13 protein-coding genes, 1 other RNA gene, 1 pseudogene and 1 riboswitch are annotated in these 16,758 nt (G+C 41.4%); of the genes and pseudogenes, 6 read left to right on the plus strand and 9 right to left on the minus strand.

Going from position 1 to position 16,758, the window contains the following annotated elements:
* The first annotated feature begins 447 nt into the window (after window positions 1-447).
* The 6 genes from ACTHPA_RS10915 to ACTHPA_RS10940 all read left to right on the plus strand — a co-directional run bounded on the left by ACTHPA_RS10915 (window position 448) and on the right by ACTHPA_RS10940 (window position 7,133).
* Window positions 448-891, plus strand: a complete 444-nt coding sequence (locus tag ACTHPA_RS10915) for a DUF1641 domain-containing protein (protein WP_440500277.1) — start codon at window positions 448-450, stop codon at window positions 889-891.
* Between the two features lie 38 nt (window positions 892-929).
* Complete coding sequence (locus tag ACTHPA_RS10920; RefSeq protein ID WP_440500278.1) at window positions 930-2,111, plus strand: NAD(P)/FAD-dependent oxidoreductase; 1,182 nt, start codon at window positions 930-932, stop codon at window positions 2,109-2,111.
* A gap of 47 nt (window positions 2,112-2,158) precedes the next feature.
* Window positions 2,159-2,932: an SDR family NAD(P)-dependent oxidoreductase gene (locus tag ACTHPA_RS10925; RefSeq protein WP_440500281.1), complete on the plus strand. Its 774-nt coding sequence runs from the start codon at window positions 2,159-2,161 to the stop codon at window positions 2,930-2,932.
* Between the two features lie 497 nt (window positions 2,933-3,429).
* Window positions 3,430-4,905, plus strand: a complete 1,476-nt coding sequence (locus ACTHPA_RS10930) for a spore germination protein (protein ID WP_440500282.1) — start codon at window positions 3,430-3,432, stop codon at window positions 4,903-4,905.
* Window positions 4,906-4,909: 4 nt separating this feature from the next.
* Window positions 4,910-6,043 (plus strand): GerAB/ArcD/ProY family transporter, encoded by a 1,134-nt coding sequence (locus ACTHPA_RS10935; protein ID WP_440500284.1) that lies wholly within the window; start codon window positions 4,910-4,912, stop codon window positions 6,041-6,043.
* Window positions 6,030-7,133, plus strand: a complete 1,104-nt coding sequence (locus ACTHPA_RS10940) for a Ger(x)C family spore germination protein (protein WP_440500286.1) — start codon at window positions 6,030-6,032, stop codon at window positions 7,131-7,133. Before ACTHPA_RS10935 ends, ACTHPA_RS10940 begins: the two co-directional genes overlap by 14 nt.
* 37 nt (window positions 7,134-7,170) lie before the next feature.
* On the opposite strand, the pseudogene ACTHPA_RS10945 reads toward ACTHPA_RS10940, so the two are convergent.
* The 9 genes and pseudogenes from ACTHPA_RS10945 to tpiA form a co-directional block, all read right to left on the minus strand.
* Window positions 7,171-7,330: pseudogene (locus ACTHPA_RS10945) on the minus strand (Trk family potassium uptake protein); the annotation flags it as partial.
* A 176-nt stretch (window positions 7,331-7,506) separates the two neighbouring features.
* Window positions 7,507-7,646: riboswitch (cyclic di-AMP (ydaO/yuaA leader) on the minus strand.
* Window positions 7,647-8,050: 404 nt separating this feature from the next.
* Window positions 8,051-8,411: a transfer-messenger RNA gene (gene ssrA, locus ACTHPA_RS10950) on the minus strand.
* Between the two features lie 103 nt (window positions 8,412-8,514).
* Window positions 8,515-8,982 carry an SsrA-binding protein SmpB gene (gene smpB / locus ACTHPA_RS10955; protein WP_440500287.1) on the minus strand — a complete coding sequence of 156 codons (468 nt, stop codon included), beginning with the start codon at window positions 8,980-8,982 and terminating at the stop codon, window positions 8,515-8,517.
* Window positions 8,983-9,043: 61 nt separating this feature from the next.
* Window positions 9,044-11,332 (minus strand): ribonuclease R, encoded by a 2,289-nt coding sequence (gene rnr / locus ACTHPA_RS10960; protein ID WP_440500389.1) that lies wholly within the window; start codon window positions 11,330-11,332, stop codon window positions 9,044-9,046.
* An 88-nt stretch (window positions 11,333-11,420) separates the two neighbouring features.
* On the minus strand, window positions 11,421-12,167 hold the full coding sequence (locus ACTHPA_RS10965) for an alpha/beta hydrolase (protein WP_440500288.1): 747 nt from the start codon (window positions 12,165-12,167) through the stop codon (window positions 11,421-11,423).
* A gap of 159 nt (window positions 12,168-12,326) precedes the next feature.
* Window positions 12,327-12,554 carry a preprotein translocase subunit SecG gene (secG, locus tag ACTHPA_RS10970; RefSeq protein ID WP_060209912.1) on the minus strand — a complete coding sequence of 76 codons (228 nt, stop codon included), beginning with the start codon at window positions 12,552-12,554 and terminating at the stop codon, window positions 12,327-12,329.
* Window positions 12,555-13,160: 606 nt separating this feature from the next.
* A complete protein-coding gene (gene eno, locus ACTHPA_RS10975; RefSeq protein WP_440500289.1) occupies window positions 13,161-14,456 on the minus strand; it encodes a phosphopyruvate hydratase in 1,296 nt (431 codons plus the stop codon).
* A gap of 17 nt (window positions 14,457-14,473) precedes the next feature.
* Complete coding sequence (gene gpmI / locus ACTHPA_RS10980; RefSeq protein WP_440500290.1) at window positions 14,474-16,000, minus strand: 2,3-bisphosphoglycerate-independent phosphoglycerate mutase; 1,527 nt, start codon at window positions 15,998-16,000, stop codon at window positions 14,474-14,476.
* Window positions 15,993-16,754, minus strand: coding sequence for a triose-phosphate isomerase (tpiA, locus tag ACTHPA_RS10985; RefSeq protein WP_440500292.1), 762 nt, complete (start codon window positions 16,752-16,754; stop codon window positions 15,993-15,995). Before tpiA ends, gpmI begins: the two co-directional genes overlap by 8 nt.
* Window positions 16,755-16,758 lie beyond the last annotated feature (4 nt).

The following is a 16,758-nucleotide window of genomic DNA, read 5'->3' on the forward strand; positions in this document are numbered from 1 at the left end:
TTACTATTTCCTCTCTACATCTCAATTTTTACGAATTATAGTTTAATTAAAGTACTCTAATTGAACTATGTTTGTTATTCTATAAAATTTGAGTGCAAATTACAATCTCAAATACTTGCATGACAAATATTTTTTTTTACTTATTGTCCATTTTATGAAAAATAACGTCCATACCTCCCTTTCTCCATAAAAGCAGCCTCTTTCAGCTAGTAAATTAAAGAGGCGCATAATCCATTAGAAATTGAAGAATGCATATACTTTTGGTTGTTTTACATGCTTAATAGTTAGACATCAAATAATATGTTTGATTTTACTTGAAGATGGGCGTATATTGTTCAATGGAAAACTTAGTAGAGGTTTTCTTCCGTTATATTTCAACAGTAATTTGATTTATTGCTGATGTAAGGATCAGTTTAATTTTAATAATAAAGTAAAGGGGAATAGCAAATGACAGCACAGAATAATGCAACAAATCCTGCTGAAGAACTCGTGAATGTACCTTCAAATCAAGAAAAACTAGATGTTCTTGATCAACTATTAAAACCTGAAGTACAAGAGTCATTAACAGCTTTAGTAGAGCAATTGCCGAAACTAACCGAGCTTCTCACCATTTTGAATAAGTCCTATGATTTTGCTCAATCTGTTGCAACCGATGATGTATTAGTAAATGATACATTTGGTTTCATAAAAGAAATAGGCGAACCGGTAAAAGACTCTGTAAAAAATATTGCAGCTACAATGATCGAAGCCAAAGACCGTGCCGAGGATAGCAACGAAGTGATTGGTCTTTTTGGTCTTCTGAAAATGATGAAAGATCCACAGGCACAAAAGCTTTTCCGTTTTGTGAATTCATATTTGCAAGTAGCAGCTGAACGTGAGAACAGAAGATAATTCTTCTACTCCAAGACGATAAGAAAGGGGATAACAAAATGTCAAAACGCATTGTAATTTTAGGCGCAGGATATGGTGGTCTTCTAACTGCTCTAACTGTCCGCAACTATTTATCAAGTGATGACGCTACAATTACTGTTATCAATCAATATCCAACACACCAGATTATTACTGAATTGCATCGACTTGCAGGTGGGACAATCTCTGAAGAGGCCGTTTCGATACCTTTAGAAAAGCTTTTCAAAGGAAAAGATATCGACCTAAAAATAGCAAAGGTCGAGTCTTTCTCAGTCGACAATAAAGAGGTAAAGGTTTCTGATGGTTCAATTGTAAAATATGATGCACTTGTGGTCGCATTAGGCAGTGTAACAGCTTACTTTGGTATACCAGGGCTTGAAGAAAATAGCATGGTGTTAAAATCAGTAAATGATGCTACTAAAATCTACAATCATATCGTAGGTAAAATTAGTGAATACGCAAAATCTAAAAATGAAGCTGACGCTACCATTGTAATCGGTGGTGGCGGCTTAACCGGTATCGAATTAGTCGGGGAAATTATTGACCATATGCCCAAAATTGCAAAAGGTTTTGGTGTCGATCCAAAAGAATTGAAAATCAAACTTGTTGAAGCCGGTCCAAAAGTATTGCCAGTATTACCAGATCATTTAATAGAGCGCGCAACCGCAAGCCTAGAAGCACGTGGGGTAGAATTCTTAATGGGACTACCTGTAACAAATGTGAGTGGTAATGAAATCTCGTTGAAAGATGGCCGTACAATTGTAGCAAATACATTTGTCTGGACGGGCGGAGTAGCGGGTAATCCATTGGTTGGTGAATCAGAACTTGCAGTAGATCGCGGTCGTGCTACGGTTAATGAGTTTCTTCAATCAAGCTCACATCCAGATGTATTCGTTGTAGGTGACAGTGCGGTTGCCTTCCCTTCTGAAGGTGGTCGTCCATATGCTCCTACTGCACAAAATGCTTGGCAAATGGGTGAACTTGTAGGATATAACCTATATGCGTATTTACAAGGAAAAACGTTAGAAGCATTTGATCCAACAAACTCCGGTACATTGGCAAGCCTTGGTCGTAAAGACGGTGTGGCTTCAATCGGAGCTAACAATATAGCACTTAAAGGTTTACCTGCTTCTTTAATGAAGGAAGCGAGTAACGTTCGTTATTTAACACATATCAATGGGTTATTTAGTTTAGCTTATTAATAAGATAAATTTTTCATATTGTATTTCAAAAAAAAGGAGTGTTTTTCATGGTAGGAATTATGGAAGGTAAAGCAGGATTAGTCACAGCATCAGGGTCTGGAATCGGTAGAGCAGCTGCAGTTGCATTGGCAAAAGCAGGCGCAAAGGTAATGATTTCTGACGTAAGCGAACAAGCAGGACAAGAAACTGTACAAATCATCAAAGATAACGGCGGCGAAGCAGCATTTTTCAAATGTGACGTAAGTGATGAAGAGCAAGTAATCGCACTTGTCAATAAAACAGTTGAAACATTTGGCAAGCTTGACTTTGCACATAACAATGCAGGTATCAACAAAGGTCTTAAACCAATTGGAGAAATGGATTCTAAAGACTGGGATATTACACTAAAAGTAAATCTGTATGGTACTTTTTACTGCATCAAGCACCAAGTCAATGCAATGTTGAAAACTGGCGGCGGTGCAATTGTCAATACGGCTTCAGGTGCTGGTATTGAAGGATCACCAAACATGGCCCCTTATACAGCATCTAAACATGCAATTGCTGGTTTAACGAAATCAGTTGCATTGGAATATGGTCAAAAAGGCATTACCATTAATTCGATTGCACCTGGTGCAACGATTACACCTGCAATTGAATCTTGGGCAAAAACATCTCCAGAACAATACGAAGGCGTACTCAAATCACTTCCAGCTGGAAGAATGTCTACCGCTGAAGATCAAGCAAATGCTGTCGTATTCCTATGCTCAGATCTTGCAAAATCAATTAGCGGTGTAACACTTGCAGTGGATGGCGGTTATACTGCAGGTAAAATGCAACAATAAGTTACGCAGATTTTCATAACGCCATAGTAAAATTCTGAACCCTCGGGAACTCCAATAGGAGTATCCGAGGGTTCTGTGCAGTACAGGACTCTTAATTCCCTAACTGCTAAACAGCCCATATTACAAATAACACTTCCTTCAAAGAACAGATGGACAAAAAAAGAAGTACAAATCCTCCATGAAGAGGATTTGTACTTCTACTTGTGATTTTAATTATTTCTTCGCCGTTTACTTAGCGATATTTTTGCCAGTACAGTAATATCAACCCTTTCAACGTATTTGATTTTTATATCCACTCAAATTATAAGTATTAGATTGATTGAATTGGGTTTACCTTTAACTTTTGGTATCGTTTTAGATAATTATTTTATTTTTGGCATATGTATGGTTAACAATTCTTGGGTCGTTATGCTCCTCTACGTGTTATGTATATTTTAATATTAATTTGCTAATAATGTGTATGAATATTTAAGTAAGACTAGAGGGCTGGGATGTACATGTTTTGGAAAAAAAAACAAATTGAAAGTAAGCTTGCTGCTCAATCAATAGCTGAATCAGAATTATCGATAGAAGCTCTGAAAAAAAGCCTCGTTCAAATGGATGATGCAGAATTTGTGGAAATTGACATTTCCGATATTCGAAAAATTCATCTTGTTTACATACGAACTCTCATTGACACAGAAAAATTAAATGAAAGCATTATAAATCCTTTAACTAATTGTTCCAAACCGTCTATTCAAGATTGCATTGTGAATTCCTCAATTATTCACATTCCTATTTTTATAGAGGCAAAAAAACAGTTGTTTTCAGGGTCCATTTTGTTATTTGATTCTTCGCAAAACCTTTGGTTAGCTGTGCCATTACAAAATCCTATTGGACGTGCCATTGAAACATCTGAAACAGAAACCATCCTGTTCGGAGCAAAAGACAGCTTTAGTGAACAAGTAGAACAAAATATTACGCTTATTCGAAGACGACTCCCCATACATGAACTGAAAGCAGAGAAGTTTACTGTCGGTTCTATGAGTGAGACAAGTGTTGTTTTAATGTACATAGAGGGGCTGACTAATCCAGATTTTGTTTCAACAGTCAAAGAGAAGATTTCTGAAATTAATTTTGATCTCTTCTTTGACTCCTCTCAAGTTGCGGTATTCATGGAGGAACATCAAAACAGTATTTTTCCTCAGTTTCAGCAAACTGACCGGCCTGATGTAGTTGCTTATTCTCTGGGATTAGGAAAGATCACCCTTCTGGTAGACAATACCCCATTTGCTCTTGTTGCACCCATTACTTTTTTCCATTTGTTCCAATCACCCGAGGACTATATTAATCGATGGGTAGTTTCCAGTTTTTTGCGAATCCTCCGATATATCAGTTTCATTCTGTCAATCACATTGATTCCTTTCTATGTGGCATTGACAACTCATCACTATCAAATGATTCCTATGCAAACACTTCTGGTCTTGGTCGACTCAAGGAGCAAGCTTCCTTTTACTCCTTTTTGGGAAGCATTTATCATGTTAATTTTTATTGAAATCATAAAAGAAGCAAGTTTAAGAATGCCTACAAAAACAGGTCAAACACTTGGGGTTATTGGTGGTATTGTGATTGGTCAAGCAGCTGTTGAGGCTGGATTCGCTAGCAAAGTATTAATTGTCATGGTTGGGATCTCCACGATAGCTTCCTTTCTTATTCCCAACTACCTTATGACAAAAGCAAATTCATTAATTCAATTGATGCTTCTAGTTTTTTCTTCTTTACTTGGGATAATTGGGATTGCACTAGGAAGCATTGCTATTTTAGCCCATCTTAATAGCTTGTCTTCAATCAAGCAACCCTATTTTTCACCAGTTTCCCCTTTCTTTGGAAAGGATTGGATTGACTTATTCATACGAGGGCCATTAGACAAAATGTTGGAGCGTCCAGAGCATCTTAAACCTCTAAAACTGAAGAGATATAAAACTAGGAGATGACTTGATGGAAACCCACCAATTATTTAAAAAAAATGAAACTTATAATGGGCTCTATGCCATGTTGTTGGTAAATCGCCTCCAAATGCTATACTTTTTTCTGATTATGCCAAACATCTTGATCAATCCATATATGATTTGGGTGCTTATAGCTGTCGGGATATTATCCCAACTAAACCTTCTTCTTTTATCGAAGTGGCTTTTAACCCGGTTATCTAGCAATGGATATAATGGATTTGTCCAATTGTTCGGGAAAAAATTGGTGCGATTTCTCTCTTTCATCGGGTTGTTCTTTATTCTACTTAAACTTTCCGTCATAACCTTAGGATTCAGCGAAATTGTTCAAACATTTATACTTCCATCAACAGATACAAATTTTCTTGTCTTTTTTATTTTGTTGTTCTGTTTTTATGTCGCAGGTAAGGGCATTGAACATACCATTCGTTTTGTGTTGATTTCTTTTTTCTGTACATTTTGGATGATCACATTTTTCATTTTTTTCTTCTTTCCTCCAATAGCTCAACTCAGTGATTTGTATCCACTTATTCCAATGGAGTGGAAAGTAGAAAATTGGAAAGCTTTTTTTTTAATTTTGTCTTCCTATTCTGGCCCAGAATTTCTGGTATTTATGGGACCATGGCTTAAAACAAACAATAAAACCTTTCGCTATTTATCTTACGGCAACGCTCTCACCGTTGTAGAGTATGTATTCCTATTTATAGCATCCCTACTTTTTTTCGGTTCCAATTATTTAAGTAAAAGTCAATATCCAATTATTAATATGACCCGTTATTTTCAAAACCCAGTGTTTGAACGAATTGATATGATCATGCTTTCCTTTGAATTATTTAACTTAGTTTTTGCGGTTTCTCTATTTCTACTATTGTTTTATGGAGCATCTAAAATAGCTTTTGGTAAAATGAGCAAGCCGTCCAGTGGAAAAGGTTTATTATTCAGTGTAATCCTTATTTTTATCGGAATGGTTCTTTTGAATGAATTGTTTTGGAAACCCTGGGAGAAGGAGAACTTTTTACTTAATCTTCAAATTATAGCTGGAAGCATAAGCTATTTTCTTGTTCCACTTGTTATTGTTTTAGTAATGAAAAAAGAACAGGGGGTTAAAAAACATGTGTCTATATAAAAAGATATGTAAAAGATTGATAATCCTTTTTATGACATTTTGGTTATCTGGCTGTGCCCCTTTTACCGAAAATAACCTTATTGAAGAGATTTCTCCCGTTACCTTTTTGTCAATTAGTAAGGGGGATAAAGGGAAATTAAAAGTCAGTACAATTATGCCTCCTCTAAGTAAAGAAAATAAGTTTGTTATGTCACAAGAAGTCAGCTTATTAAAGGAGGGAGTACAGAAGTACAACTTAAACTTCTACCAGGAAATTAAATCCGGACAAATGCGGATGCTGGTAATTAGTGATGAACTTGGAAAAGACGGGATTATGTCCATTATAAATGTATTATTGACTGATCCGGATATTTCTCCGAGAATCTATTTAGTTATCGTAAAAGGAAATTTTGATGAATACTTGGAAAGTCAATTGGACAAAGATGAAAACTTTGATTACTCGTTTTACCGAATGCTGAAGCATTATGAGGAAAAAAACCAAGGAGAATTAACTGTCGTTAATCTTCATCAATTTAAAAATTTGCTCTATACTCCTTATTCAGATCCTTTCTTGCCTGTATTCAAAATAGAAGAGGATGGGGTCAACTATGAAGGTACAGCCTTGTTTAAAGATGACAAGCTAGTTGAAACTATTTCATCTTTAGATGATCGTATCTTCCAGCTGATAAACAACGATCACTACTTAGCTGTTTTACCGATTCAAAAATTTGAAATTGTACTGGGTCATGTTAGATCTAAAATAATAGTAGATATCGATAGCAGCTATTCTACAATGACCTATACCGTGAATATAGACACTAGGATTGAGGAATACCGGGGAGAGAAGCAATTATTTGACCCAAAGGAGTTAGAAAATATGAAAAAAGATATCGAAACCCACCTTGAAAAACAAACACATGAACTAATTAAAAAGATCCAAGAATTGAAAGTGGATCCATTACAGCTTGGCATACAAACAAAAAGACCATTCTCAAAACCAATGGAAGAAAAAAAATGGATTGAAATGTTTGAGAAGATGGACATTAAAATAAAATACAATATTAATATTGATCCTTTGACGGATGCAAATTCAAAAAGGCAAAACCTTTAATTTTTCTATTGAATAACTTATAACGTAAACAAAATATAGCAGAAGTAGCTGTAAATAACGCATCTAGGAATGGAAGTCCTTTACCATCCTCTGTCGCTATCAGGAGAGTCAATAAAAAAGCTCCTATTAGGATTAAAATGGAAAAAAACCATAACAAGTACTTTCGATGGATTAAGGCTCTCTTTGAATTTTTTCATAACTCTCTCCTAAAATTAAGTTAAAAGTATATTTACCCATACACTTGTTCCAAGCTTAGGTATGTTTTACCGTCGAGGTTATTTCTTATTCTAAAATAATTAATAAAGTTTTATGAACGTGAAAAGACCGATTTAAATTTTACAGTAAACGACAAAAAGAATACTTGAATAAGGCGGTCTATTTTATGACCTCCTTCGCATTAGCCGACGGGTTAGGATGGCGAAAGAGTATATATATCATCCTATCTGCAATGCAGAATTAACCCCAAAAGATTGGGTCCTCCGTTCTCAATTGTTGAGATTTGGCTTTGATAGTTTTCTTATTTACGAGCTAATTTTACTCCTGTTTATAACACTTGTATTCACAATACCAACTTTTCTTTAAAATTGTTATTCAACAACCTGACCCGTTTGTTGAATAACGTGTTTATCAAGGATAAAAAATAACGCCATAGTATTCCTTAAAACAACCATAAGATTTCCATAAAAAAATAAAGCATAAGCTTTCCATTTGGAAAACTTAGCTTTACGTCACAGATTCAATTTTAGTCATAGAAAAACAATTTTTACTACCATAACTTCTTGATATTTCATGTTCCTTCACTTGATAATAACCAATTTAGTATATTTCTTGCCAAAAATAAATTTAAGTATATCCTTGCCAGTGCGGCAAAGTTATACTTAAAATTAAAGCCCGTAGCATCAAGGCTTACGGGCTTAGTATGGAGACGGCGGGAGTCGAACCCGCGTCCAAAGGCTCTGCTACTTCAGCGTCTACGCGTGTAGATTGACTACTTGCGATTCGCACTGCATTATGCCGTCAATCAAGGCGTCTTGAGCGCTATCCTGATAATCTCTTGCAACGGCCTCAGGAGGCGACCGTTACCGTATCCCACTAATAGGTGAGCCTAACAATGCCACATGGGCGATGGAACTGCTAGGCAGATTCATCAGCTTACGCTGCGAATGCTAAGTTGTTGTTTGTTTTGCCAGTTATTATTAACTGTCGTTTCTGACGGAGACGATCCCTCCGACGCGCAGCTCAAGCCCAGACCACCCCTGTCGAATCCGTAACGTCCCCGTTATAAAAGGTTGTTACACCTTTAAAGGGATGTCAGGAATGCCTGTTGAAAGGCTTCTGAACTATATCACTACTAGTATCATACTACATTTTTACGTAAAAATCAATATTGCTGTTTCGCTTTGAAGGCACGTTCCATGTCGCGTTTCGCTTCTTTCTTCTTCAGATCGTCGCGTTTATCATACAGCTTCTTCCCTTTACCAACGCCGATCAATACTTTCGCGAAGCCGTCTTTCAAGTACATCTTTAGCGGCACAATTGTGTAACCTTCCTGCTTCACTTGCCCGACTAGCGTTGCAATCTGTTTCTTATGAAGCAGCAGTTTCCGCGAACGCAATGGGTCGTGGTTGAATTGATTTCCTTGTTCGTACGGACTGATATGCATGTTGGAAATCCATGCTTCATTGTTGCGGATCAAGACGAATGCGTCGCGAAGCTGGACTTTGCCGTTTCGGATCGATTTGATTTCCGTTCCTTGCAGCACGATGCCTGCTTCTATTGTCTCTTCAATCGCATAATCATGGTTTGCTTTTTTATTAATTGCTAGAACTTTTCCTTGGCCTTTCGCCATGAAAATCCCCCCTGTTCAATCAAAAACTCCACGGCATTCGCCTGAACGAATGCCGCTACGTTTATTTTCTCTTTCTTGGAGCCTGTTTCTTCTTCTTTTTCGCTACACCTTCATAGAACTTCTTCTTCTGGCTAGGAGCGCCTTTTTTCTTCTCACCTTTAGGCTTATCGGAATCTCCTCGACGACCGCCGCCACTTGATGGCTTCTTCGCGTGGATGACCTTCGGCGTCTCTTTCCGCGCGCGATGGAAGGACTGCTTCATCCCCGCGATTTCAAAGTCGATCGCCGATTCCTCAGGTTTTACGGAAACGACGCGGATCGTCACTTCATCACCAATCCTGAACTGCTTGCCGGTATGCTCGCCGATCATCATCATTTGACGGTCATCGAAACGGTAATAATCGTCCGTCATATAGCTGACATGGACAAGTCCTTCGACTGTGTTTTCAAGTTCCACGAACATACCGAAGTTCGTCACCGATGAAATGACGCCGTCGAATTCCTCGCCAATCTTATCGAGCATGTACTGTGCCTTCTTCAATGCGTCTGTATCGCGTTCCGCATCAACTGCACGGCGTTCACGCTCTGATGTATGCTGAGCGATTTCAGACATGTTTGCGTTCCAATGAGCAATCGTTTCAGACGAAACATCTTTTTCGATCAAATACGTCCGGATCAGTCGATGAACGATCAAGTCCGGATAACGTCTGATTGGTGACGTGAAATGCGTATAGAAATCGGCTGACAAACCGAAGTGGCCAAGGCTTTCCTCGAAATACTTCGCTTGTTGCATTGAGCGGAGGAGCATTGTCGAAATGACGGTCTCTTCCGGCATGCCTTCGATCGACTCGACGATTTCCTGCAAGGCACGAGGATGCACTTTATTCCCAGTACCCTTCACGACGATTCCGAAGTTAGTCAGAAACTCAAAGAATCGTTGAAGCTTTTCCACTTTCGGGTCTTCGTGAATCCGGTAAAGGAACGGCACTTGCATCCAGTGAAAGTGCTCGGCAACTGTTTCGTTTGCCGCGAGCATGAATTCCTCGATAAGACGTTCCGCCGCTGTACGTTCCCGTAACACGATATCAGTCGGCCATCCTTTTTCATCGACAATCACTTTCGATTCCTTGAAATCGAAGTCGATCGCGCCACGGTCGATCCGTTTCTGTCTTAAGATGGACGCGAGCTCGGCCATATCATTCAGCATCGGAACGATATGCTCGTATTTTTTCATGAGTTCTTCGTCTTTTAACTCAATAATTTTATAGACGTCTGTGTATGTCATTCTTTCCTTCGACTGGATGACACTTTCGAATATTTCATGATGGATCACTTTACCGTTTCGATCGATTGTCATGCGGCACGACATCGTCAGACGGTCGACATGCGGATTCAAGGAACAAATGCCGTTTGACAGCTTATGAGGAAGCATCGGGATGACTCGGTCCGTCAAATAGACGCTCGTCGCCCGTTCGTACGCCTCATCGTCAAGCGGTGTGTTTTCCTGTACATAGTGACTGACGTCCGCAATATGGACGGATAATACATAAGAGCCATCCTCGTTTTTCACAAGGGAAATGGCATCATCCAAGTCCTTTGCGTCGGCGCCGTCAATTGTAATGACGAGATCTTCCCGCAAGTCAGTGCGTTTGAACAGATCCTTTTCTTGCACTTCATCCGGCGTACGATTTGCCTGCTCCATCACTTCAGGCGGGAACTCGACTTCAATGCCGTGCTTATGGATGATCGATAAAATATCGACACCTGGGTCGTTTTTATGTCCGAGGATTTGCACGACCATGCCTGTTGCGGATTTCAGTTCACTTGGCCAATCTGTAATTTCCACGACGACTTTATGTCCGTCTACGGCGTCGAGTGAATTTCCTTTGCCAATGAAAATATCCATCGGAAGTTTTTTATCGTCCGGGATAACAAAGCCGAAGCCGCGGTTATCTTGGTACGTGCCGACAACCTTCGTCGTTTTCCGCTCAGCGATTCGAATGATCGAGCCTTCGCGACGGTCGCCGTAATCACCTTTCGAAACACGTACAAGGACAATGTCCCCGTTCATCGCCCCGTTCACTTCAGGCGGTGGAATGAATATATCGTCCATCCCTTCCGTTTCAGGCGTGACGAATCCGAAACCTTTCGCATGTCCGATGAATTTACCTCTCACTAAGTTCATGCGCTCAGGGACGCCGTATCGATTTGTGCGTGAGCGGACAATTTCGCCTTTTTGTTCGAGCTGCACGAGCATCTTTACGAGCTCCTTGAACTCTGCAGCCCCTTCAATGCCCAATGACTCCTGGATTTCCTGAACCGTCAATGGCTTATACGATTCCTCTTTCATGAAAGACAACAGTCTTGTTTTTAACTCTTCGTCAATAAAATCCAATTACCATCCCTCCATTCATAACTATCGTCAACTGATTTCATTTTCACACGTTCCAGTCGAGTGATTCAAGAAATTCAAATACCGTTTCGTGAAGATGTTCTTTTTCAGGTCCAAGTGTAATGACATGACCGGATTTTTCATACCACTCGATCTGTTTCTTTTCAGATGATGCATTCTCGTAAATGATGTTGGCCGAATTAGGATCGATCACTTCGTCATTACGTGATTGGATGACGAGAAGTGGAGCATCGATTTCCGGAAGCTGTCCCTTTACTTCATCGACTAGCGGCGTCAATTCGGCAAGAGACGGCATCGTTTTGCCGCGGAGTGCTTCAACTTCTTCTTCGATTTCGGCTTTCGATTTTCCTTCATATCTTTTATAGTCTGAAGCATATTTTAATACGCCTTCATACAATTTATCCGGAGTTTTCATAACCATTGGCGAGCACATAGTTACAATACCCTTCACAGGCATTTTAACCCCTAATTTCAATGAAAATACACCGCCTAATGATAATCCGCCGATTGCGATTTCTTCATAGCCAGCTTCTTTTAATTCATTGTAGCCCGCAATGACATCTTCCCACCATTCGTCGGGTCCTGTTCCAATCAGTTGTTCAGGCGGGACACCATGTCCTTTATAGTGCGGAGCTAGTGATGTATAGCCTTTCTTTTCTAGAAAACGACCAAGCATCCGGACGTCTGCGGATGTTCCTGTGAAGCCGTGCAATAATAAGACGGCCCGTTTGCCACTTTCAAAAAAGAACGGCTTCGGCTGTGCTATTCTCATATCCCTCATCCTTTCTCTTCCATCCCGGCATTACAAAAATTCATGTAGATTTAAATAAAAAAGCCTTATGTATCCTATCTTTCCCTTTTTATGATGAAAAAAACGCCCGACCATTCGGGTGGCCAGGCGTTTGACAGTTATGTGATTATATAGTTCCGATTAGAATTTCACGATGGCGATCGCCAAAACGAAAAATAAAATTGAAAGTACAATTGTCACTCTTTGAAGCACTAAGTCTAGTCCACGTGCTTTCTGTTTTCCAAAAAGTTGTTCGGCACCACCGGAGATGGCTCCAGACAGACCTGCACTTTTTCCGGATTGCAATAATACAACGACAATCAACGCCAATGATACGATTAATAGTAATGTCATTAACAAAGCATGCACTTTGTTCCACCTCCTGCATAGAGCATCTCAACATTTATATTCTATCAAACATATTAAACTGTTACAACAAAATTCGGGAAGATTACGGTTTTGCGCTCAAGATTCGAGTTCTGAGCTCATGAATTCCAGTTCAGTGCTCATGATTCCAGTCTCGCGCTCAAGATTCCAGTCCCGCGCTCATGAATTCCAGTTCCGCGCTCATGAATTCCAGTTCCGCGCTCATGAATTCCAGTTCCGTGCTCATGATTCCAGTCACGCGCTCATGAATTCCAGTTTCGCGCTCATGATTCCAATTTCGCGCTCATGGTTCCAGTTCCGCGCTCAAGATCCCAATTCCGCGCTCAAGATTTCAGTTCCGCGCTCATGATTTCAGTTCCGCGCTCATGAATTCCAGTTCCGCGCTCATGAATTCCAGTTCCGCGCTCATGAATTCCAGTTTCGCGCTCATGATTCCAGTTCCGCGCTCATGATTTCAGTTCCGTGCTCATGATTCCAGTCTCGCGCTCAAGATCCCAGTCCAGCGCTCAAGATTTCAATTCTGCGCTCAAAAATACGATCTCCCCACTTAAAAACAATCAGCCGGTCATTGCCGGCTGATTATTGTTGTCATTTTTTTAAGTTATAGAACGTTTTTGCTCCAAGGTAGACTGCTGTTTCATCCAATTGGTCTTCAATGCGAAGCAATTGGTTGTATTTCGCGACGCGGTCTGTACGTGAAGGTGCACCTGTCTTAATTTGCCCTGCATTTGTCGCGACTGCGATATCAGCGATTGTTGTATCTTCGGATTCGCCGGAACGGTGGGAAATGACTGCTGTATAGCCTGCACGTTTCGCCATTTCGATCGCATCGAATGTTTCTGTCAATGTACCGATTTGGTTCACTTTGATGAGGATCGAGTTGCCGACACCTTCTTCAATGCCGCGCTCCAATTTCTCTGTATTCGTAACGAATAGATCGTCTCCTACCAATTGAACTTTCGTGCCGAGACGCTCTGTCAATAGCTTGTGCCCAGCCCAATCATTTTCGTCAAGGCCGTCTTCGATCGAAACGATCGGATATTTCGAGCAAAGCTCTTCATACCATGCAACCATTTCTTCGGAAGTTTTTGTAATTCCTTCCCCAGCAAGACGGTATAAGTTCTCTTTGCTGTCGTAGAACTCGGAAGAGGCAACGTCCATTGCAAGCAATACTTCTTCACCTGGTTTGTATCCAGCATTTTCAATTGCTTCCATAATTGTAGCAAGCGCTTCTTCGTTCGATGCCAAGTTCGGTGCGAAGCCGCCTTCATCACCTACAGCAGTGTTAAGGCCTTTCGATTTCAACACGTCTTTTAAGCTATGGAAAATTTCAGCTCCCATACGAAGACCGTGACGGAAAGATTCCGCGCCTACAGGCATGACCATGAATTCTTGGATGTCGACGTTGTTATCCGCATGTTCTCCGCCATTCAAAATGTTCATCATTGGAACTGGCAATTGCTTCGCGTTTACGCCGCCAAGGTATTGGTAAAGTGGAACGTCCAAGTAATCCGCTGCAGCGTGTGCTACTGCCATTGAAACGCCAAGGATCGCATTTGCGCCTAGCTTGCCTTTATTTTTCGTACCATCTAGTTCAAGCAGCGCATTGTCGATGACAACTTGATCGAGCACTGAATAATTGTCTACGATTTCATCCGCGATGATTTCATTGACATGATCGACCGCTTTCAAAACTCCTTTTCCAAGATAGCGGGATGCGTCGCCGTCGCGTAGTTCGACAGCTTCGTATTCACCTGTGGAAGCTCCTGAAGGAACGATGGCACGGCCAAACGCTCCGCTTTCTGTAAACACTTCGACTTCAACAGTCGGATTTCCGCGTGAATCAAGAACTTCTCTTGCTTGGATATGAGTAATGATTGGCATTTCAATCTCTCCCTTTATTAGAATAATGGTGTTCCGGACATTTCTTCCGGCTGTTCGATTTCCAATAATTTTAGCATTGTCGGGGCAAGGTCCGATAGTATACCGCCTTCCCGCAACTCGATATCAGGTTTTGTAATGATGACCGGCACCGGATTTGTCGTATGTGCAGTCATCGGCTTCCCTTCCATCGTCACGACTTCATCGGAGTTCCCGTGGTCCGCAGTGACGATTGCCGTTCCGCCTTTTAGCAACAATGCGTCGATGATCCTTCCAAGGCATGCATCGACCGTTTCGATCGCTTTGATCGTCGGCTCAAGCATTCCGCTATGCCCGACCATGTCAGGGTTCGCAAAGTTGAGGATGATCGCGTCCTGCGTTTCATCTTCAATCTCTTTCAGCAACGCCTCTGTCACTTCAATGGCACTCATTTCAGGCTTCAAATCATACGTTGCGACTTTCGGACTTGCAATCAGAATCCTTTTCTCGCCTTCGAATTCATCTTCCTTGCCGCCGCTCATGAAAAACGTCACATGCGGATATTTTTCCGTTTCGGCAATCCGCAGCTGGCGAAGTCCATTTTTAGAAAGCACTTCTCCTAACGTGTTTTGCAAATTTTCATTTCCAAACACAACGTCTGCTTCAACTTCATCACTATACTGTGTAAATGTGACGAACTTCAAGTTTTCGAACGTTTCAGGTCCTGTATGAAAACCGTCAAACGATGGATCAGTAAACGCCTTCGATAATTGAATCGCACGATCGGGACGGAAATTGAAGAAAACGACCGCGTCCCCGTCTTTCACTGTTGTGACCGGCTTGCCATCTTCCTCAATGATGAACGGCTCCACAAACTCATCGTGGATGCCTTTCACATACGAAGATAATATGCCTTCCGTAGCTGTTTTGAATGTTTCACCTGTACCGTCGACAATTGCCCGGTATGCGCGCTCCACCCTGTCCCATCTTTTATCCCGGTCCATTGCATAAAACCGGCCGGAAACTGTGGCAATCTTACCGACTTCGAGCCCTTCCAACACCTTTTCAGTCTGCTCAACATAGCCTGGAGCTGTTTGCGGTCCGACGTCCCGTCCGTCCAGGAATGCGTGTATAAATACTTTTTTAATGCCTTTCATTTTGGCAAGGCGAAGGAGGGCAAATAAATGCTCATAATGGCTATGTACACCGCCGTCCGAAAGCAGCCCCATCAGATGAAGGGATGAGTCGTTCTGTTTCACATGATCAATTGCCCCAAGCAAAGCCGGTTTCGTCATGAAGTCCCCGTCCTTGATGGACTTATTGATCCGCGTCAAGCTTTGATAGACGATCCGGCCTGCGCCGATGTTCAGATGGCCAACTTCCGAATTCCCCATCTGCCCTTCAGGGAGGCCGACAGCTTCACCGCAAGCGGTTAATGTAGAATGCGGATATTCATTCCAAAGGATGTCGAAGTTCGGTGTGCTCGCTTGTGCAACCGCATTGCCGAACCGTTCCTCCCTTAGTCCGAAGCCATCCAAAATAATCAATGCGACAGGTGCTTTAGTCATTCGCCGCAACCCCGATCATTTCAAGGAATGAATCCGGTTCAAGGCTCGCTCCCCCGACAAGCGCACCATCAATATGTTCCATCGACAGAAGCTCACCGATATTGCCAGGTTTCACGCTGCCGCCGTATTGGATGCGGATTGCCGAAGCTGTTTCATCGTCGTATAGCTTGCCGATTTCAGCACGGATCTCTCCGCATACTTCATTCGCATCTTGCGCTGTCGCCGTTTTGCCTGTTCCGATTGCCCAAATCGGCTCGTAAGCGATGATTGCAGCTTTTGCCTGCTCCGCGCTCACGCCTTCAAACGCTTTCTTCACTTGGTCTGCTACTGTTTCTACAGTATTCCCAGCTTCCCGCTCGTCAAGGCTTTCACCGACACAAACAATTGGCGTCAATCCTTTCGAAAAGGCTGCCAATACTTTACGATTCACCGCTTCATCCGTTTCATTGAAATATTGGCGACGTTCAGAATGGCCGAGAATGACGAATGGCACATTCAGATCCGCCAGCATTTTTGGGCTTATTTCTCCAGTGAATGCCCCTTCATCGACGTCATGCATCGTTTGAGCACCAATTTTCAATGAAGTGCCTTCTGTTACCCCTACAAGTTCGGACAGGTATAGAGAAGGCGGACAAATGACTGCTTCGACTTTGTCTGTTTCAGGCAAGCGGTCTTTCACTTCAGTTACAAAGTTTTTAGCTTCACCGATCGTTTTATACATTTTCCAGTTTCCTGCAATGATTCGTTTTCGCATTTTT

The organism is Sporosarcina sp. SAFN-015 (assembly GCF_051966875.1).
Lineage (GTDB): Bacteria > Bacillota > Bacilli > Bacillales_A > Planococcaceae > Sporosarcina.